This is a genomic window from Xanthomonas hawaiiensis (genome assembly GCF_031834635.1).
Classification (GTDB): domain Bacteria; phylum Pseudomonadota; class Gammaproteobacteria; order Xanthomonadales; family Xanthomonadaceae; genus Xanthomonas_A; species Xanthomonas_A sacchari.
The window spans coordinates 3352961-3372762 of the sequence record NZ_CP115873.1; the positions used below are offsets into that span (position 1 = coordinate 3352961).

Below are 19802 nucleotides of genomic sequence, written 5' to 3' on the forward strand. Positions count from 1 at the left end.
ACGGCGCGCAATCTAGGGCATACCCGACGGCGCCGGCGGTCGCGCCGCGTCGCGCTCGATCACGTCCACCTTGGGGTCCTTCCACGGCCCGGTGACCCGGTAGGTGCGCGCGCCGATGTTGCCCAGCGGCTTGCCCAGCACCGCGTTGGCGGCGGCGCCGACCGCCGCGCCGACCGGCCCGCCGGCCACCGCGCCGACCACGGTCAGCAGGTTGCCGGACTTGGGATTGACGTCGATGGTCTGGTCGAACTGCTGCGCGCGCAGGTCGGCCGCGCCGCGCACCTTGATCTCCGCGGCGGGGCCATCGATGACCAGGTTGTCGCTGCGCGCCATGCCGTCGCCGAAGCGGATCTGGCCGTCGATGCGGTTGAAGGCGAAACCCTTGGAGAAGAAGTCGCGGAAATCGAACATTAGCCGCCGCGGCAGTTGCGCCACGCTGAGCAGGCCCAGCACGCGCCCGGCGCCGGGATTCAGCTCCAGCAACTGCCCATTGCGCGCGGCCACGTCGAGCTGGCCCTGCACCGTGGCCAGTTGCAGGCCGGACGGCGTGCCCGGCCAGGCGGCGCTCAGCGTCAGCTGGCCTTCGCCGCCGCGCACCTGCCCGCCGAAGTCCAGGTTCTGCATCAACTCGCCGAGGTCGCGGCTGTCGACGCTGGCGTTGAGCTGGGTCCGGGCGGTGGCGCCCTTGCCGCGCCAGTCGCCGCTGATGTCGATCTTCTGCTTGTCCGAGCGCAGGTGCAGTTGGTCCACCTGCATGCCGTCGGCGAGCTTGCGCGTGCGCAGCGAGGCCGCGCCGAGCGTCATCGCGCCGAAGCGCAGGTCGTCCACGTCCAGCGCCAGCGCCGGGATCGCCGCCGGGTCCAGGCTGTCGGCGAACGGGCCGGTCGGGACCGGACCGGCGCTGCCGGCCACACCGCTGTCGGCGGGCGTGGCGACCACCGCGGTCGGTGTGCCGTCCGCCGCCGGCAACGCGGCCGTGGCCGAGCGCCAGTGCACCCGCGCCAGGCGACCGCCGAGCACGCCGCCGTCCTTGGTCGGCACGCTGAGGTCGCCGGCCAGGGCCGGACCGTCCAGGTGCACGTCGATGCTGTCGGCCTGCGGCAGCAGGCGCAGGCGGGTGTTGTCGAACACCCCGCCCAGCAACAGCAGATGGTCGGCGAGGATGTCGATGCGGCGCAGCGGCATCGGGTCTTCGCCGCCATTGGCCGCAGCGGCGTTCGGATCGGGGCGGCTGACCACGCCGATCCAGTCGATGGCGTTCAGCGCCGCGGTGCGCCCGCTCACCACCAGGCCGCTGGCCGGCGGTTCGTCGGCGACGTGGTCGCTGCCCATCACCACGCGCACGCCGGTCTTGCCGCCCTGGCTGCGCGCGGCCAGCGCCATCAGCCTGCCGAAGGCCACCTCGATGCGACCGCTGCCGACCGGCAGCGGCACGTTGACCGACGTCGCCAGCGGCGTCGCCGGCGCCTTGTCCATCGGCGCCGGCATCAACAATTCGGTGCCGACCAGGTCCGAGCGCAGTTGCAGCCGGGTCGGCGGCTGCGCACCGCCGTCGGGCGTCTTGGGCAGGCCGACGCCGATGTTCCAGCGCGAGCGGCCCTGCACGTAGGGCTTGAGCCAGGCCATTTCCGGCACCCGGTCGAGCAGTTCGTTGGCGTCCAGCGCCGCGCTCAGCGAAGCCTCGAAGGCCTGCTGCGGATCCTGCACGCCGTCGCCGGCGCGCAGCGCCAGTTCGCCCTGGTGGCCCTGGTAGGCCACGCTCAGCTTCTGCGCGGCGAATCCGGTATCGCTGTAATCGGCGCTGCCGCGCATGTCGTCGAAGGCCAGGTCCCAGCGCTTGTCGGCGATGTGCGCGCCGAGCAGGTCGACCGTGCCGCGCAGGTGGTGGGTGCCGACACCGGCACGCAGCGGCTGCAGCAGGTCGAAGGTGACATCCGCCGGCCCCGAGGCGCTGAGCGCATCCAGGGTGTCGCCGTAATGGGCGTGCAGCGGACTCTGCCGCAGCATCGCCAGCAGCTTGCCGGTCTCGGCGCGGGTGCTGGCCAGCACGCTGAGCTGGCCTTCCTTGTAGTCGGGCAGCGCCGCCGACAGTTGCTCCACCGGCACCCCACCCATGCTGCCGCGGCCGTGCACCTCGAAGCCGTTGCCTATGAAGGCGACGCTGGCGTCCACGTTCTCCACCGCCGGCCAGTCGTGCTGGAAGCGCACCTTGGCGTCCTCCAGCCGCGCGGTCGCCTCGAAGCGACCGTTGTGGTCGGCGAACGGCCAGTCGTCCAGGTCGCCGGAGACCAGCGCATGGCCGTCGCGCAGGCGCCCGCCCTGCAGGGCGGCGTCGAGCCAGTCGGTGGCGGCCTTGCTCATCTTGGAATGGACCCAGAACTTCTTGGCCGCCACCACCGGCGCGTCCTGCAGATCGGCGGCCAGGTCGATCCACGGCCGCGAGCCGTCGTCCTGGAAGCGCAGGCCGCCGCGCACGTCGGCGCCGTAGTCGCTGCCCTGCACGCGCAGCCCCGGGGTCGCCACGCGCAGGCCGTCGCCGTCGCGGAAGGCGACGATGCGCCCGGCCAGCTGGACCTGGTGGACCACGCCGAAGCCGCTGGGCCAGTCGACGCGGACCGGGCTACCGGCCTCCAAGGCCAGTTCGCCGGCCTGGGCATCGCCGTCGAAGCGGCCGCGCAACCCGCTCACGCCGGGCGCGCCACCCGCCGGCGCGAACGCCAGCTCGGCCAGCCGGCCCTGGCCGTACAGTGGACCGCCCGGAACCCCGTTCACCGCCACCTGGGTCAGTTGCAGGCGCGGCTTCGCCACCGACAGCCAGCTGCGCAGGCTGGGCGAGAGGCGGTCGCTGAGCCCGGCCACCGCGATCAGCGGCGCCACGTCGAGATGCTCGCCGAACAGGGCGAAGCGGCGCCCACCGGCCACGGTCAGCCCATCCAGGCGCTGCAGCGGCTGCCCGGCCTGGCCGAACTGCAGCTGCGGCGCATCCAGCCGCCAGCCGCCGTCGATCTGGCGCCAGCGCGCCATCGCGCGGAAGGTGGTGAAGGCCAGCGACGGCCGGGTGCGGCCGTCGGCCAGCGGCGCGCCGCGCAGCCGCAGATCGCGCAGCGTGGCCTGCACGGTCACCCCGGCGACACGGTGCTGCGCCAGGTCCAGCCAGGCCTGGACGTCGCCGACGCCGCCCTGCAGTTCGATCCCGGCGGCATGCAGCAGGCCGGCCCAGCCGGCCAGCTCCGCCGGGCGCACCGCCAGATAGGCCTGGCCGTCGCCGCTGCGGCGATCCAGATCCAGCACCGCGGTCAGCGGCGCCTGTTGCAGGTCGCTCCAGCCCTGCACGCCCACCTGCAGGCGCTCGCCGTTCACCCGCATCCGCAGGTCGATCTTCGGCACCTGCGCTTCCAGGCCCAGCGAGGGAGCGTGCACGCGCAGCCGGCCATCGATGACCTGCAATTCGCCCAGCCCTTGCAGCGCATCCAGCGGATCGCCGCCCTGCCCCGAGGTCGGCAGCCCCTGCACGCTCCAGTTGCCGTCGTCGGCGCGCAGCAGGGTCAGCGCCAGGCCGCGCAGGCGCAGTTCGGTGAACGAGCGCCCGGGCAGCAGCCCCGCGTACATCGACACCAGCACCTCGGCCTGACCGATGCGCACGCCCTCGCCGGCGCCGATGCGCAGGCCGTCCAGGCGCAGCAACGGACCACGCCGGGTCCAGGCCGTCTCCAGCCGGTCGAAGCGGATCGGCCGCCCGGCGCGCTCGCTCAGCCACGCCGCCACCTGTTGCGGATGCTGCTCCACGAACGGCAGCGCCTGGCTCAGCGCCCCCACCGCCAGGGCCACGCACACCAGCCCGATCGCCACCGCGTAGAACGCGAAACGGCGAGCCAGGCGCAGGCGGCGGCGCAGGGGGGGATGCATCAGGGGCGGGGAATGGGGAATCGGGAATGGGGAATCGCAAAAGCAGCACGCGAACCGCTCATTGTCGTGTGAAATTCGGCCAAGGAATCCAGGGATGCGTCAGCGCCGACAGCGCGCTCTTCCCCCATTCCCCATTCCCGATTCCCCACTCCCGGCCTCACAACAACACCACGTCGAACTGCTCCTGCAGGTACTGTTCGTCGGCCTGGAAGCGGATGGTCTTGCCGAGGAATTCCTCCAGCTCGGCGACCGCCGCCGATTCCTCGTCGGTGATGCGCGCCACCACCTTGGTCGAGGCGATCACCAGCAGCCGTGCCGCATCGAACTGGCGCACCGCGCGGGTGATCTCGCGGAAGATTTCGTAGGTCACGGTCTCGGCGGTCTTGATCGAGCCGCGCCCGCTGCATTCCGGGCACGGTTCGGACAACTGCCGCTCCAGGCTCTCCACGGTGCGCTTGCGGGTCATCTCCACCAGGCCCAGCGGCGAGAACTCGTATACCGTGGTCTTGGCATGGTCGCGCGAGAGCGCCTTCTCCAGCGTGCGCAGCACCTGGCGGCGATGCTCGGCGTCGTCCATGTCGATGAAGTCGATGATGATGATGCCGCCGAGGTTGCGCAGGCGCAGTTGCCGCGCCACCGCCTGCGCCGCCTCAAGGTTGGTGCGGAACACCGTCTCCTCGAGGTTGCGCTGGCCCAGGAACGAGCCGGTGTTGACGTCGATGGTGGTCATCGCCTCGGTCTGGTCGATGACCAGGTAGCCGCCGGATTTCAGCGGCACCTGCTTGTCCAGCGCGCGGGCGATCTCGTCCTCGACCCCGTACAGGTCGAAGATCGGGCGGTCGCCGGTGTACAGCTCCAGGCGCTCGGCCAGCACCGGCATGTACTTGGCGACGAAGGCCTGCAGCCGCTCGAAGGTCTCGTGCGAATCGACCTTGACCTTCTCCACGTCCTTGCGGATCAGGTCGCGCACCGCGCGCAGCGGCAGGCTCAGGTCCTCGTAGATGATGCTGGCCGGCGCGCCGTCGCGGCCGCGCCGCTCGACCACGTTCCAGACCCGCGACAGGTAGGCGATGTCCTCGGCCAGCGCCTCGGCCGGCTGGCCCTCGGCATTGGTGCGGATGATGTAGCCGAAACCGCCGTGGCTGGCGGCCAGATCGGCGACCAGGGTCTTCAGGCGCTGCCGTTCGGCCTCGTCCTCGATCCGCGCCGACACCCCGATCACCCGCGACTGCGGCAGCAGCACCAGGTAGCGCGAGGGGATGCTGATCTGCGTGGTCAGCCGCGCGCCCTTGCTGCCGATCGGGTCCTTGACCACCTGCACCACGATGTCCTGGCCGTCGCGCAGCAGTTCCACGATCGGCACCGCGGCCGAGACCGGCAGCGGCGTCGCCTCCTCGGTGTCGCCGTTGCCGACCGGCGCCGGCCGCACCACGTCGTTGGCGTGCAGGAACGCCGCGCGCTCCAGCCCGACCTCGACGAAGGCCGCCTGCATGCCCGGCATCACCCGCTGCACCCGGCCCTTGTAGATGTTGCCGACCACACCGCGGCGCCAGCCGCGCTCGATGTGCAGTTCCTGCAGCATGCCGTTCTCGATGACGGCCACCCGGGTCTCGCGTGGTGTGACGTTGACCAGGATCTCTTGCGACATCACAGCACTCCGAAGGTGCGCAGCAGGTGGTGGGTCTGGTGCAGGGGCAGGCCCATCACCCCGGAATAACTGCCGTCGAGACGGCTGACGAAGCGCTCGGCGCCGCCCTGGATCGCATACGCACCGGCCCGCCCCATCGGCTCGCCGCTGGCCACGTAGTCGGCGATGTCGCGCGCGGAAAGATCGGCGAAGGTCACCGCCGTCGGCACCAGCACCAGCTCCTCGCGGCCGGCGGCGACCAGCGCCACCGCGGTCATCGCCTGGTGGGTGCGTCCGGACAGGGCCGCCAGCATCGCCGCGGCGTCCTCGGCGTCGGCCGGCTTGCCGAACACGCGCTCGTCCAGCACCACTTCGGTATCGGCGCCGAGCACCACCGCATCGGCGGCATCGGCCAGTTGCGCCCACCCGGCGCGGGCCTTGTCCAGCGCCACGCGGCGCACGTAGGCCTGCGCCGACTCGTCGGCCGCGCGCACTTCCGGCACCTCGAGATCGAGGATCCGGAACGGCACGCCGAGGCGGGTCAGCAGTTCGTTTCTGCGAGGGGAACGGGACGCGAGATACAGCATGGCCGAAGGATAACCCGAGCGGACTGGCTGAACGAACGCCGATGGCGTGACGATCGCTTCAACCCCGGTGAAGATCACGACGCGTTCATCGTCGCGGCAACACCCTCGCCCCATTCTTCAAGGAGAACCCCGATGCGCGCATTGTCCGTCCGCCCGCTGCTGCTGGCCCTGTCCCTCGCCCTAGGAGGCACGATGACCGCCCACGCCCAATCCGCCGCGCCCGGCTACGCCGTGCCCGCCGATGGCACCCTGCTCAACATCGCCGCGCAGGCCGAGGCCAAGCGCGCGCCCGACGTGGCCGCGATCTCGGCCGGCGTGGTCACCCAGGCCACCGACAGCGCCGCGGCGATGCGCCAGAACGCCGAGCAGATGACCAAGGTGCTGGCCGCGATCCGCGCCGCCGGCATCGCCGACAAGGACGTGCAGACCAGCGGGGTCAGCCTCAACCCGCAGTACAAGTACGCCGAGAACCAGGCCCCGCAGATCATCGGCTACCAGGCCAGCAACTCGGTGAACCTCAAGGTGCGCGACATCGCCAAGCTCGGCAAGGTGCTCGATGCGCTGGCCGCGCAGGGCGCCAACCAGATCAACGGCCCCACCTTCGAGATCGACGATCCGGAACCGCTGTACGACCAGGCCCGGGTCGATGCGCTGAAGAAGGCGCAGGCGCGCGCACAGAGCTATGCCAAGGCGCTGGGCCTGCGCGTGCGGCGCATCGTCAGCATTTCCGAGGGCAGCGGCGGCGGCGTGCGTCCGCCGATGCCGATGATGCGCGCTATGGCGATGAAGGCCGAAGCCGACACACCGGTCGCCGCGGGCGAGAGCAGCGTATCGGTCAACCTGGACGTGGTGTTCGAACTGGGCAAGTAAGTGGGCTGTCCCAGGCCACACTTCGCGACGGCGCCTGCGGGCGCCGTCGTCATTTCCGGCGGCGGCGGTACCCGCCTGGTCGCGATCGCGCCCGGCGCTGCCCTGCCCCTCTTGCCAAAGCCACCGCGACCGGCGCACTGTCGAAACGCGGACGGGCGCGCTGACCCCATCCGCCGCCCCCGTGCGTTTTGCCGTACCGCAGTCCACGACACTCCTATCGCAGAGGTGGATCCATGGTTCGCACGCAACTCCCCGCCCCGTCCTTCCGCATCGACCTGTCCCGGGTCCTGGCCTACAGCACCGCGATCGCCCTGCACGTGCTGGCCGCCCTGTTGCTGCTGCTTCCGCTCTCGCACGTGACTGCGCCACCGGAACCGGCGCAGGTCCAGCCGCACTGGCAGCAACCGGTGGTGGTCAAGGTCACGCCGCCGCCGCCGACCTTTCCCACCGTCGAGAAACAGGTGCCGACGCAGCCGCGCACGCCCACCGCGGTGCCGGTGCCGACCTCGACGCCGACGCCAGCGGCCGACAGCAGCCCGGTGGCGCTGGACAGCGCGCCCAGCGTCGACCCCACGCCCAGCATCGCCGCGCCCAGCCTGCCGCCGGCGAGCGTGAGCGCGCCGGTGGACGGCATGCAGTTGCAGTACCTGCGCGCGCCGGCCCCGCCGTATCCGCGCGACGCGCTGCGCGATCGCCTGCAGGGCAGCGTGCTGCTGCGGGTGCTGGTCGGCACCGACGGGCAGCCGCTGGAGGTCAGCGTCGAAAAGAGCAGCGGCCACCGGGTGCTGGACCAGGCCGCCCGCGACCAGGTGCTCAAGCGCTGGGCGTTCAAGCCGGCGCTGCAGAACGGCACGCCGGTGCAGGCGTACGGGCTGGTACCGGTCGATTTTTCGATGGATCGCTGACACGCCCTCGACGCCAATGACCGGCGCCTCGCGCGCCGATCATTGGCGCCACACGGCTAGAGCCTCGCTCCAGTCCATCGACCAGGCTGCGTGCCGGGTTCCCGGCGCGACCACCTGCTGCATGGCGATCCCCCATAGGACCGCCCGCGAGAATACCGCGCCGCCGCGCCTCCCAGCGGGAGTGCGAGGCCGACCACCCCGCTTGTCCGCGCCCCGTACCGCCACGTCTGCCGCGCCTGTTGCCGGCCAATCCGCATTGACGAACACCGCGCACGCCTCGTCGCACGGCAACATTGACTTCCCAATGGTGCAGGGCGTTTGTCACAGACGCTGTGCCCCCCCCCCCCCCCGCAGCCCTTGCGCTCAAAGAAAAGGCCCGCCCCCCCTCGGAAGGGGGCGGGCCTAACGGTCACGGTTACGCCGCGCCCGGCGTCAAACCTGGATCAATAGTCGTAGGACACCGAAAGCTGCAGGTAACGCGGGGTCTGGAAGTAGTTGCCCATGCCATAGGTGTTGAGCACCGTGTTCGGGTTCGCCTCCCAGGTGGCGTATTGCTGCAGCGGCTTGCGCTCGTTCAACAGGTTGAACACCTGCAACCCGAACGCCAGCTTCTGGTCCGCGAACGCCGGGCGATAGATCGCACCCAGGTCGATCTGCTTGGTCCACGGAGTACGACCCGCATCGCCGGGCCGCGACGCACTGCCAGCACAGGTATGGTAGGCCGAACCGTAGCCGACCGGATCGCCCGCGGTCGAGCTCTCATCCACGCCGTTGGCGCTGAAGTAGCCCAGGCAATCGCGCGGCGTTCCCGACTGGATGCGCAGGTTGGCAGACACCATCCACTCCGGCGCGATCTGGTAGGCACCATAGATCTTCAACTGGTGACGGCGATCGTTGGCCAGGTAGCCGCCGGCCCACGCCATCAGCGCCGCAGCATCCCAATCCTGGGTCTTGGACACGTCGGTCTGGCCGATGTTGGACTTCAACTGGCCTTCGGTGTTGCCGAAGTTGCGCGACCATGTGTAGTCCACACGGGTGCTCCACTTGCCGTCGAACGCATGCTCCAGATACAGGTTGACCGCCGCGTAATTACGCTTGGCCGAACTGTCGAAGCCCCAATCCGACTTGCTCATCGTGAAGTTGGTGCGGCCGCCGCTGGTGTTGGCCAAGCTGAAGCTGTTGGTCCTGCCCGGATTGAACAGGATGCAGCCCGGGATGTTGACCGTGCTCGGATCCACCCCCAACGATTCCAGCTTGGCGCTCATGCGGTCCGGATCGCACACGTCGTCGATGGCCGACTGCAGCTTGCGGTAGGTGGCCTTCGCGCCGAAGGTCCACTTTTCGGCAAACGCCTGATCGAAGCCCACGATCGCTTCGTCCTGGTACATCGACTTCAGGTCGGTGGGCGTGAAGGTACGCGGATCCGGGGCGATCCCGTACTCGCCGTTGGAAGAGACCGGGCCGGGGCCGAGCGGGCTCAGGCCAGTCGGGTTGCCCTTGGCATCGATGCCGGTGTAGGTGAAGTACTCGCTGGTGTAGGTCGAGGCCGAGGCACCGCGGATCGCCACGCTGTTGGGCAGCGCCAGGAAGTAACGACCCAGGTTGGCGTAGACCTTCAGCGTGGAATCGCCGTGCACGTCCCAGGTCGCGCCCAGACGCGGCGCCCACTGGTTGCCGCTGTCCACGTACGGCTCGGCATCGCTGTTGCTATTGACGAACTTGTCGTTGCGCAGGCCCAGCGACAGCAGCACGTTGTCGCTGACCTGCCAACGATCCTCAAGGAAGTAGGCCTTCTGCTTGACCGTCATCGACGTGGCGGTGCTGAAGATCAGCCGGCGAACATAGTAGCCCTGACCGCCCGGCGCGCCCACGCCCAGCGCCGAGCTGATCGGCGACGTCGGCCTGGACGACTTGGCGTAGTACCAGGAATAGCCAGGGCCGGTCATCGACTGACCTTCGTTTTCGGCCTGGTAGTAAATGTTGTCGATACCGAAGGCCAGATCGTGGTTGCCCAGGCGGTAGTCGAAATCCAGGCGCAGGCCACGAGTGTTGTCCTTGCCATCGAGCAAGTTGCGGGCGCCCTGGCCGTTACGGATCGGCGTACCGCCGTTGGTAGCCGGATCCTGGAAGACCACGCCGCTCAGGTACGGGTCCGGGCTGACGATGCCCGGGTAGTCCTTGTTCTCGTAGGTGCTCTTGCCGTAGGTGGCGCTGAAGGTCAGATCCTGGGTCAGATAGCTGGTGTACTTGCCGATGTAGAAGGTGCTGTTCTTCTTGACGATGTTCGGTTCGACGGCGGTGTTGCGCGCGCCCTCGGACAGCGTGTCGTAGTCGAACGCGTTGTAGTAGCCGCCGGTACGATCGTTGCTCTTGATGCCGGTCAGCTCGAGGATGTTGCTGTCGTTGATGTTCCAGTCGACCTTCGCATAGACCTTGGGCTTTTCCTGACTCGAGTGATTGCGCGCCAAGACACTGCTGTCGGACGAGTTGGTCGCCACGCTGTCGATCTTCTCCTGCTCGGCCGCGACGAACACGAACAGGCGATCCTCGATCAACGGGCCGCCGGCATAGGCGCTGTATACATTGCTCCAGGTCGGGTTGTCCTTACGCGAGCGGTACAGGGTGCCAGGTAGCGAGGAATCCTGATAGTTGTAGCCGCTGGGCAACGCTCCCTCCGGGTAGTACACGTCCTTCGGCGATTCCGACGTGCCGCGCGGTCGCCACAGCACCTGACCGCCGAAATGCCACTCGTTGGTACCGCGCTTGCCGATCTGGCTGATCACACCGCCATCGGAACGGCCGTAGCGGGCGCTGTAGCCGCCGGTATAGACCTCCTGCTGGTCAATCGCGCCGTACGGCAGGCTGACGCCGCCGATGTTGTTGATCGGGTTGCCGGTGGAGAAGCCGTTGACGTAGTAGGCATTCTCCGACACGCCGGCGCCGCCGAAGGACACCGCATTGCCGAAGTAGCCGCTGCCGGCCACGGCGCCCGGCGCCAGCAGGGCGATTGCCTCGGCGGAACGGGCCAGCGGCAGGCGCTGCAGTTGCTCGGCGGTGATGACCGTGCGCGAGTCGACCGTGGTGACGTCCACAGGCGCCACGTTGTTGGCGCTGACGGTGACCGTATCGAGGGTGGCGGTGCTGTCGGACTTGGTGAAGGAGACCTCGGTACCCGAGCTGACGCGCAGGCCGATGCCCTTGCGGGTATCGACGGCCTGGCCGTCCTTGTTCAGGGTGACCGTGTAGGTGCCGACCGGCAGCGAGCCGATGTTGAAGCGCCCGGCGCTATCGACCGGAACCGTGCGGGTCAGGCCGGTATCGCTCTGCACGGTAATGGTCGCGCCTGCCGGCGCAGCGCCATAGATGGAACCAGTGGTGCTCTGCGCGTGGACGACGCCCTGCGCGAGTGCTGCCCCCAAAAGCACGGCCAGTACGCTACGACGCATGACACGGCTCGGATAGTGCTTGGACATCTGTCCTCTCTCCCCCTAACGGAACGTGAAGAACCTCGGCTGTCGGACACAGCGTTGGCGTGGAATTTAAGAAATCTTTAACGAAAATTTGTTTCGTTTAAAACGAATTTCTTAACGCGAGATTAATTTAGAGCAAAATTTCCACGCGATTGCAACTCCTGGCTCATGACTTTTTCACACAAAGCGACTAGAGAGGGAGCGGACCACCCGCCTAAATAGTGTGATAAGTGCATGTTTTACCCGGGATAGAAGGCGTGGTTCGCAGCCACACGGCCGACTCAGGCAAGGCGATGTCCGCATGCGAAAGATCAGTCCCAGCCGCGCTTTGCGCGCGGCCGGCGTGCGCGAATCGGCGGCCTGGGCGCCACTCAAGGCGCCTAGCATCGTCGACGAACAAAGCGCAGAGACGATTGGAAGCTGCGCCCACGAAGGGCCATCGTCGACGCGGCCAGGACAACCCAAGAACGAACTGGCCAGCGCGAGTAGGCGAGCTAGGCGAGCAGCGCCATGACCACGCCGCGGACACCGCCATGCATCTTTTTGGCGCAGAGGCTGCACCATTGCGAGGCGTCGATTACACACCAAGCATTGCGCCCGCACTCAGTTGTCCTACCATGCAAAAACTGGGATGAGTGGCATAAACCTTTATCCAAATAGGGTTTTTGCCAAAAATTTGACGTTACTTTCACGTCAAATCCATCCAGATGCATCGAGGGCAGCGCTAAGCCGCCCCTTTGTGGTGCATACATATAAATATGTGCGTTTCCCAGTTAGGAGAGAAACTGTGAACACTCAGTCCCCTCGGCGTGCAACCCGCCGGCATTTGCTTTGCGCCTCCGTGGCCAGCGTCCTTGCATGCATGGCCGCCCACGCGGCCTTCGCCCAGGAAGCGGCCACCAACCTCGACCGCATCACCGTCACCGGCTCCAATATCCCGCGCACCAATACAGAGACCCCGTCGCCGGTACAGGTGGTGACCCGCCAGGAGATCGATCGCACCGGCAAGACCTCGCTGGGCGAGTACCTGCAGACCTTGACCTCCGATGGTTCCGGCTCGATCCCGAAGAGCTTCGGCAATGGCTTCGCCGGCGGTGGTACGGGCATCTCGCTGCGCGGCCTGGGCGCCGGCTCCACCCTGGTGCTGTTGAACGGCCGGCGCATGGCCACCTACGGCCTGGCCGACGACGGCCAGAAGGTCTTCACCGACCTGAGCACCATCCCGCTGGACGCGGTCGAGCGGGTCGAAGTGCTGAAGGACGGCGCCTCGGCGATCTACGGCTCCGACGCCATCGCCGGCGTGGTCAACATCATCCTGCGCAGCGACTTCCAGGGTGCGATCCTGCGCGGCTCCTACGGCCTCTCCGGCGACGGCGACGGCGATGCGCGCAAGGCGACCCTGACCGCCGGCACCGGTGATCTCGCCAGCGACGGCTGGAACGCGTTCTTCAGCCTGGACGTGGGCAAGACCGACGCGATCAAGATCAGCGACCGCAAGGACCGCAAGTGGATCGGCACCGGCGATATCCGCCGCTGGGGCTACGGCAACGACGCCCAGTTCCTGGGCGGTGCCTTCCTCAACGGCGGCAGGAGCGGCGGCGCCGGCCCGAACGGCTCGGTGCTCGACAACAACGGACAACTGGTCGCGCTGCCGGGTTGCGCCGGCCTGACCACGATTCCCGGCCAGAGCGACACGACGGCGCAGGCCCAGGGCTGCCTGTGGGATCCGGCTCAGCAGTTTCGCGACCTGGCGCCTGAGGAGAAGTACGTCAACGTCTTCGGCCGCGCCAGCTTCGCCTTCGGCGAGGGCGGCGAGATCTACACCGAGATCGGCTACTCGAAGAAGGACACGACCTTCTCCAACACGCCGTCGGGCGTCTCCGGCGGCTGGGGCTACCCTGGCACTACGGTCAACGCCAACAGTGGCGCCGGCGCCACCGTGCTCTATGCCGGCCATCCCGACAACCCGCTGCCTTACGCCGCGCGTGTGCGCTACAGCGCCTGGGACGTGGGTCCGCGCGTCACCGAGAACAACAACGCGTTCAACCGCGTCCTGGTCGGCGTGAAGGGCAACTGGGGCGACTGGAGCTACGACACCGGCTACCTGCACTCCGGCACCGACCTGACCAGCACGCGCACCGGCTTCCTGCGCTACAGCGCGGTACGTTGCGTGCTGGGCGACCCGGCCTGCCCGGCCGGCACCTGGCGCATCGGCGACAACGCCAACCTCAACTCGCAGGCGCTGTACGACTACATTTCGCCGACCATCAGCGCGCGCGCCAAGTCCAGCCTGGATTCGTTCAACGCCACCGTCTCGCGCAGCCTGATGGATCTGAAGGGCGGCCCGCTGGGCCTGGCTATCGGCACCGAATGGCGCCGCACCAGCAACAGCCTGACCCCACAGACCTACACGGACGTCGGCGATATCATCGGCCTCGGCTACTCGGCTTATGACGGCGTCCAGAACGTCTACGCCGGCTACGTGGAACTGTCGGCACCTGTGCTGGAGCAGCTGGAACTGTCCGCGGCGCTGCGCTACGACAAGTACGACGGCGGCGACGGCAAGGCCACGCCGAAGCTAGGCGTGAAGTGGACCCCGGCCGACTGGATCGCGTTGCGCGCTTCCTACGCTGAAGGCTTCCGCGCGCCCAATCCTGCAGAAAACGGCAAGGGAGGACTTGCGGCGTTCTCCAATGCGACGGATCCGGTGCGTTGCGCAGCCGAGAACACGCCAGCCAACTGCAATGCGCGCTCGGTCGCCATCATCACCACACCGAATCCCAACCTGAAGCCTGAGGAGTCCAAAAGCTATTCGGTGGGCATGGTGCTGCAGCCGACCCGGAGCACATCGCTGACGGTGGACGCCTGGGAAATTAAGCGCACCGACGAGATCGCTGCCAGCGATACCGCCTCTGCTATCGCAGCGGGCGATGTCGTGCGCGACAGCGACCTGATCAACGGCATTCCGGGAACCGGCAGCATCCTGGCGGTCAACACCGCCTACGTGAACGCCTCCTCGTCGCGGGTCCGCGGCATCGATACCGATATTCGTCAGACTTTCGACATCGGGCCTGGCGAGTTGGAAATGGATCTGCAGTGGAGCCACCTGCTGAAGTTCGAACGTACCGATGCCGGCAGCACTGCCGACTATCTCGGCACCCATGGCAACTGCGATGTGACCAATTGCGTCGGCACGCCGAAGGACAGGATCAACTTCGGCACGACTTGGCGCCAGGGCCCCTGGAGCGTCAGCGGCGTGGCCAACTACATCTCCAAGATGGAAAACGTTGGCCAGCGCGGCGGCGACTACCTGTTCAGCTATGCTGACGGCACGCCGGTGAAGAAGATTCCCTCGTTCACCACCTTCGATCTGTCGGGCCGCTGGAGCATCACCGAAGCGTTCGAACTGAACGCGTCGGTGCAGAACGTGTTCGACCGGATCGCGCCGCTGGATCCGACCACCTACGGTGCGGTCAACTACAACCCGCTGCACTTCAGCGGGGCCGTCGGCCGCTACTTCACGGTGGGTGCGAAGTACACGTTCAACTGATGGCCGACGTCGCAGTGCAGTAACGAAAAGCCCGGGCGATAGCCCGGGCTTTTCGTACCGGCCATGCGCCAAGCACAGGCGCCGACGCTAACGCTGCCGCCGGTTAGAACAATCGATCAGCGGTCAGGCGGTCAGGCGCGATGGTAGGGATGATTGGCCAGCATCGCCGCCGCGCGGTACAACTGCTCGGCCACCACCAGCCGCACCAGCATGTGCGGCAAGGTCAGCGGCCCCAGCGACCAGGATTCGCTGGCCACCGCCAGCACCTCCGGCGAATGGCCCTCGGGGCCGCCGATCAGAAACGCCAGATCGCGTCCCTGTCCACGCCAGTGCTCCATGCGCTGCGCCAGTTGCTCGGAACTGTGCTGCTTGCCCGGCACGTCCAGCGCCACCACCAGCGCGTTCTTCGGCAGCGACGCCAGGACCCGGCGGCCTTCGTCCTCGATCGCGCGCTGCGCATCGCGGCCCTTGCCGCGCAGGCCGGGTTCGATCTCGACCAGGTCCAGCGGCAGCCAGTGCGAAAGCCGCTTGCGGTACTCGGCGAACCCCTGCGCCACCCAGGCCGGGGCGCGCTCGCCGGTGGCGATGAGGCGCGCCTTCATCGCTGCGCGCGGCAGGCGCGCATCACCAACGCTCGCCCAGCAGCAGGGCGTCGTACGTCGCGTCGTCCAGCCCCTGCTCGGCCAGCCGCGCACGCTCCCGTTTCAGCCATTGCTTCAGCGTGTCGGCCTGCCGCGCCGCAGCGCGATCGTCGGCACAGGAGCGGATCTCCTCCTGCACCTGCCGCTTGATCTGCGCCAACAGCGCATCCAGGCGCTGCGGCTGCGGCGCGCGCCCGTCGTAAAGACCGTAACGTCCCATGAAGTCATCGACCAGCCCGGCCAATGTCTGCTCGACCTGGCGCAATTGCGCGGCGAACAGGTCGTTGTAATCGCGGATGCGCTCCTCGGCCATCGCCGCGATGCCGGCCTGATCCAACTGGCCGATTTCCAGTTGCAGTTCCAGCAGTGCCAGCAGGTCGTCGTTCTGATACGCCTGGTTGAGGCGCTGCATCAAGGCGGTCTTGCGTTCGCGCTGCTGCGGATCGGGTTCGCGGTCCGGGTGCAATGCGGCGACCAGATTGCGGTACAGCGCGCGACGCGTCTGTTGCGGATCGGCGGCGACCTGCGCGGCCTTGCCGGCACCGGCACGGCGGCGCTTGTCGCGCTGCTGGGCGCGCCCGGCCGCATGCGCCTGCTGCGCGTGCAGCCGCTCCTGGACCTGCGCATACAGCGCTTCCGGGGAATGGATATGCGCCAGTTCCTCTTCGGTCAGGCCGAATTCCTCACCGATGACCGACGTCAGCAATGCCTCGGACTCGGCCAGATGCTGGTCGAATCCGAGCGGGCTATGCCGGTCGTAGATGTCCTTCAGCCCGTCGTTGTCGCCATCCCGGATCAACAGCGCAGCCAACTCGCAAATGAACTCGGACAGATCGGCGCGATCGCGTTTGCTCAGCTTGAAGGTGGCATGCGCGGCGTCCAGTTCCCGCAGCAACTGTACCTGCGCCGCATCGCGCTCCTGCAGCAAGGGATCGACCTGCTCGTGGAAACGCTGCTCCCAGCGCGGCAACGCTTCCTGCCACGCATGCAACTGGACACGGGCGCGCTGCAGACGCTTGACCAGGGAGTCGAAGCGCTTGCGTGCCGGCGTCGCGGGTGTCGAGACGGCCGCACCGGCACGCATGCTGACCGGCAACGCCTCGCTGCCGACGCTGCGCGCGGGATTGCGCCGCTTAGGCATCGCGTCCCGAGTCGTCGTCGTCGCCCGGCGGCTGGTCGCCGACCGTCCACAGCCGCTCCAGCGCATAGAACTCGCGCACCCGCGGCAGCATCACGTGCACCACCACGTCGCCGAGGTCGACCAGCACCCACTCGGCCTCGCGCTCGCCTTCCACGCCCAGCGGCATCACGTCCAGGCGCTTGGCGTACTTGATGACTTCGTCGGCGATCGACTTCACGTGGCGGGTGGAGGTGCCGGAGACGATGACCAGGTAATCGGTGACGCTGGACTTGCCGCGCACGTCGATTTCCGCCACGTCCTTGGCCTTGAGTTCCTCGACTGCCTCGCGGACGTGGGCGAGCAGGACCGGCAGCGGCGGCGGCGGATTGGGGACTTGGGTCTTGATGACGTGGGCTTGACTGGACAAAGCGGCGAACTCGATGGAATGGGGCGAATTATAGGCGACCCCGGCAGGACGCGTATTCAGCCAACGCGACCGGCGCCGGGCGCATACAGACCGTGGTCGCGGATGTAGGCGGCCACAGCCGGCGGCAGCAGCGCCGCCCAGTCCTCGCCGGCGGCGATGCGCGCACGCACCAGGCTGGCCGATTCGCTGCGCAGCGGCTGCCGCAGGCACCACAGCCGGCCGCCCGGCACACGGGTCAGCGCCTGTGGCGTCTCCGCCCAGCGCCCGGCCACCGCCTGCGCCAGTTCCGCCGGCACCGCCCGCTCCCAGCCGCTGCCGGCACGGTCGGCGACGATCAGGTGCGCGGCCTCGAGCAGCGCCCGCCACTCGCGCCAGCCGTTGAAGCCGACGAAGCTGTCGCTGCCGATCAGCAGCGCCAGCGGCGCGGCGGCGCCGAGCTCGGCCCGCAGCTCGCGCACCGTGTCGATGCTGTAGGACGCCACGCCGGGCCGGGCCTGCGCGCGCCGCACTTCGTGCAGGTCCAGCACCAGCCCCGGCGTGTCGGCGATCGCCAGTGCCAGCATCGCGCAGCGCTGCTGCGCATCGGCGCCGGGCGCCGGCCGATGCGGCGGATCGGCCGCCGGCATCAGCCGCACCGGCACTCCAAAGGCATCCCGCGCCGCCCGCGCGATCGCCAGGTGGCCGTTGTGGATGGGATCGAAGGTGCCGCCGTAGATCAGATGCAGTGGTGGGGAATCGGGAATGGGGAATGGGGGAGAAGCAACAGCCGCGCGCTGCGGAGTCTCTGGCGGGACCGCAGCGCCGCTGTTCCCATTCCCCATTCCCGATTCCCGACTCCCCGCCGTCATACCACCAACAACCGCACCGCCCGCGCCTCGGCGATCGCCAGCAGCAGGCGCTCCAGGGCGATCCAGGCGTCGCCGTCGGCGCGGCCCTTGGCGATGCGGTCGATGCGGCCGGCCTCGGCGGCGAAGCGTTCCCAGCGGCGCGGTTCGGCGTGGCGCTGCAGGGCGCGCTTGAACGGGGCCTGCCGCGACTCCCAGATGCCCTGCCCCTTCATCTCCGCGGCCAGGTTGCCGCCGGCGGCCTGCACCTTGGCCAGTGCGGCCGTGCGCAGCAGCTCCTTGATCAGAATCGGCAACAGCGCGGCCACCGCCTCGCCCTCGGCACGCAGGCCGGCGAGCATGCGCCGCACCGCCGGCGCCTGTCCGGCGAGGGTCGCCTCGGCCAGTCGGAACACGTCGTAGCGGGCGGCGTCGGCGACCAGCGACTCCATCGCCGCCACGTCCAGGCCCTGGCCGTCGGCCAGCAAGGCCAGCTTGTCGATCTCCTGCGCCGCCGCCAGCAGGTTGCCTTCCACCCGCTCGGCCAGGCGCTGCACCGCGCCGGCATCGGCGCGCAGGCCCTTGCTGCGCAGGCGCCGCTCGATCCAGTCGCCCAGTTCGTGCGGCTTGATCGCCCAGGCCACGGCGATGGTGCCGATGCGCGCGACCGCGTCGGCCCACTTGCCCTGGTGCGCCTTGCTCCATTCGTTGCAGGTGATCAGCAGCACCACGTCCGGCGGCGGGTCGGCGCAGAACGCAGTGATGACCTCGCCACCCTCCTTGCCGGGCTTGCCGCTGGGCAGGCGCAGTTCGATCAGCCGTTGCGCGCTGAACAGGCTGGGCGCGTTGAAGCTGGAGTACAGCTGGCCCCAGTCGAAGTCGCGGCCGTCGGCGTCGAATACCTCGCGCTCGCCGATGCCGGCGGCGCGCGCGCGGGCGCGGACCGCGTCGGCGGCTTCGAGCACGCGCAGGGTTTCCGGACCGGCGATCAGGTAGACCGGCTGCAGCGGCTGCGACGCCGGCTGGGTGGCGAGTTGTTCGGGACGCAGTTCCATGGCGACAGCCTACGCTGCTGCAGGCGGATGCGGCGAACGCCGCGCGCCTGCGGCGAACGGCATGGCCGCCGCAGGCGGCGGCGAAAGCAGCGGGGCGAGACTCAAGGCTGCGGCGTGGTCGCCGGCTTGTCCGCGGCCGGTGTGCCGTCGGCCGGCTTGCCTTCCACCGGCGTGCCGTCGGTCGACGGCGGCGCGGCGTTGACGTCCTTGCCGTCGCGCACCTGCGCGCGCACCACGCTGTCGATCCGGCGCAACATCGACGCCGACATCTCGCGGCGCAGTTCGTCGGCCAGGATCTCGCGCTCGGTCGAGGTACCGGTGGCGTCGGTCGGCGGCGACACGTAGTCGCGCGACAACTCGATCACCTGCTGCGGCACCAGCACGCTGCCGTCGGCACGGCGGAACACGAAGATCGCCGCGTAGCGCAGGCTGTATTCCTGGGCGCGGCCTTCGGCGTCGAGCGCGATCGGCAGGTCGCCCCAGCGCTCGGACAGCACTTCCAGGCGGGCCACGCCGGTGTTGACGTCCTTGGGCGCGATCTGCGCGCCGGCCGCGCGCAGGCCGCGCTCGAGCAGCTTGGCCAGCTCGCTGTACGGCGCCGAGGACACCACCTTCACCGACGGCGTGTCGGCCGGCAGGGTCAGCTTGTTGCGCAGGTGGAAACCGCAGGCGGTCAGGGACGCCGCGAAGACGAGAGCGAGCAGGAGTCGAGTCATGGACACAGTCTGGAGGAGCCGGCTGGGCGCGGCAACAGGCCGCTAGCCTGCCGCACGTCGCGTGAACGCGGGTTGAGACCTGGTGCCGCACCGCGCGGCCGCGG

General features: G+C 68.7%; 13 protein-coding genes. 3 read left to right on the plus strand and 10 right to left on the minus strand.

Features of this window, described 5'->3' with window-relative positions; genetic code table 11:
* Nucleotides 1–12: 12 nt before the first annotated feature.
* From PG878_RS14375 to PG878_RS14385, 3 genes are all read right to left on the minus strand, one after another.
* The gene (locus tag PG878_RS14375; protein ID WP_209031910.1) at nucleotides 13–3906 is read right to left on the minus strand and encodes a YhdP family protein; all 3894 of its coding nucleotides are present in this window, start codon (nucleotides 3904–3906) and stop codon (nucleotides 13–15) included.
* A gap of 157 nt (nucleotides 3907–4063) precedes the next feature.
* Nucleotides 4064–5554: a ribonuclease G gene (gene rng / locus PG878_RS14380; protein WP_010340444.1), complete on the minus strand. Its 1491-nt coding sequence runs from the start codon at nucleotides 5552–5554 to the stop codon at nucleotides 4064–4066.
* On the minus strand, nucleotides 5554–6120 hold the full coding sequence (locus PG878_RS14385; protein WP_209031911.1) for a Maf family nucleotide pyrophosphatase: 567 nt from the start codon (nucleotides 6118–6120) through the stop codon (nucleotides 5554–5556). Before PG878_RS14385 ends, rng begins: the two co-directional genes overlap by 1 nt.
* Before the next feature lie 132 nt (nucleotides 6121–6252).
* Here PG878_RS14385 and PG878_RS14390 point away from each other — a divergent pair, with 132 nt between their 5' ends.
* Together PG878_RS14390 and PG878_RS14395 are read left to right on the plus strand one after the other, a co-directional pair.
* On the plus strand, nucleotides 6253–6990 hold the full coding sequence (locus PG878_RS14390; RefSeq protein WP_209031912.1) for an SIMPL domain-containing protein: 738 nt from the start codon (nucleotides 6253–6255) through the stop codon (nucleotides 6988–6990).
* Between the two features lie 233 nt (nucleotides 6991–7223).
* On the plus strand, nucleotides 7224–7895 hold the full coding sequence (locus tag PG878_RS14395; protein WP_209031913.1) for an energy transducer TonB: 672 nt from the start codon (nucleotides 7224–7226) through the stop codon (nucleotides 7893–7895).
* Between the two features lie 443 nt (nucleotides 7896–8338).
* Here PG878_RS14395 and PG878_RS14400 read toward each other — a convergent pair whose 3' ends face one another.
* A complete protein-coding gene (locus PG878_RS14400; RefSeq protein ID WP_209031914.1) occupies nucleotides 8339–11368 on the minus strand; it encodes a TonB-dependent receptor in 3030 nt (1009 codons plus the stop codon).
* An 859-nt stretch (nucleotides 11369–12227) separates the two neighbouring features.
* Between PG878_RS14400 and PG878_RS14405 the strand changes: the two genes are divergently transcribed.
* Nucleotides 12228–14915 (plus strand): TonB-dependent receptor, encoded by a 2688-nt coding sequence (locus tag PG878_RS14405; RefSeq protein ID WP_209031915.1) that lies wholly within the window; start codon nucleotides 12228–12230, stop codon nucleotides 14913–14915.
* Nucleotides 14916–15046: 131 nt separating this feature from the next.
* Here the strand turns inward: PG878_RS14405 and rlmH are convergent, their stop codons facing one another.
* The 6 genes from rlmH to PG878_RS14435 form a co-directional block, all read right to left on the minus strand.
* Nucleotides 15047–15517, minus strand: a complete 471-nt coding sequence (gene rlmH / locus PG878_RS14410) for a 23S rRNA (pseudouridine(1915)-N(3))-methyltransferase RlmH (RefSeq protein WP_209031916.1) — start codon at nucleotides 15515–15517, stop codon at nucleotides 15047–15049.
* A 22-nt stretch (nucleotides 15518–15539) separates the two neighbouring features.
* Complete coding sequence (locus PG878_RS14415; RefSeq protein ID WP_244672679.1) at nucleotides 15540–16697, minus strand: J domain-containing protein; 1158 nt, start codon at nucleotides 16695–16697, stop codon at nucleotides 15540–15542.
* Nucleotides 16690–17103, minus strand: coding sequence for a ribosome silencing factor (gene rsfS, locus PG878_RS14420; RefSeq protein ID WP_209031917.1), 414 nt, complete (start codon nucleotides 17101–17103; stop codon nucleotides 16690–16692). The genes PG878_RS14415 and rsfS overlap by 8 nt, the downstream gene beginning before the upstream one ends.
* A 56-nt stretch (nucleotides 17104–17159) precedes the next feature.
* Entirely contained in the window at nucleotides 17160–17924 is a 765-nt protein-coding gene (gene nadD / locus PG878_RS14425) for a nicotinate-nucleotide adenylyltransferase (RefSeq protein ID WP_209031918.1), read from the minus strand.
* Between the two features lie 23 nt (nucleotides 17925–17947).
* The gene (gene holA, locus PG878_RS14430) at nucleotides 17948–18982 is read right to left on the minus strand and encodes a DNA polymerase III subunit delta (protein ID WP_209031919.1); all 1035 of its coding nucleotides are present in this window, start codon (nucleotides 18980–18982) and stop codon (nucleotides 17948–17950) included.
* 101 nt (nucleotides 18983–19083) lie between these two features.
* A complete protein-coding gene (locus tag PG878_RS14435; protein WP_209031920.1) occupies nucleotides 19084–19698 on the minus strand; it encodes an LPS-assembly lipoprotein LptE in 615 nt (204 codons plus the stop codon).
* Between the last annotated feature and the right edge of the window lie 104 nt (nucleotides 19699–19802).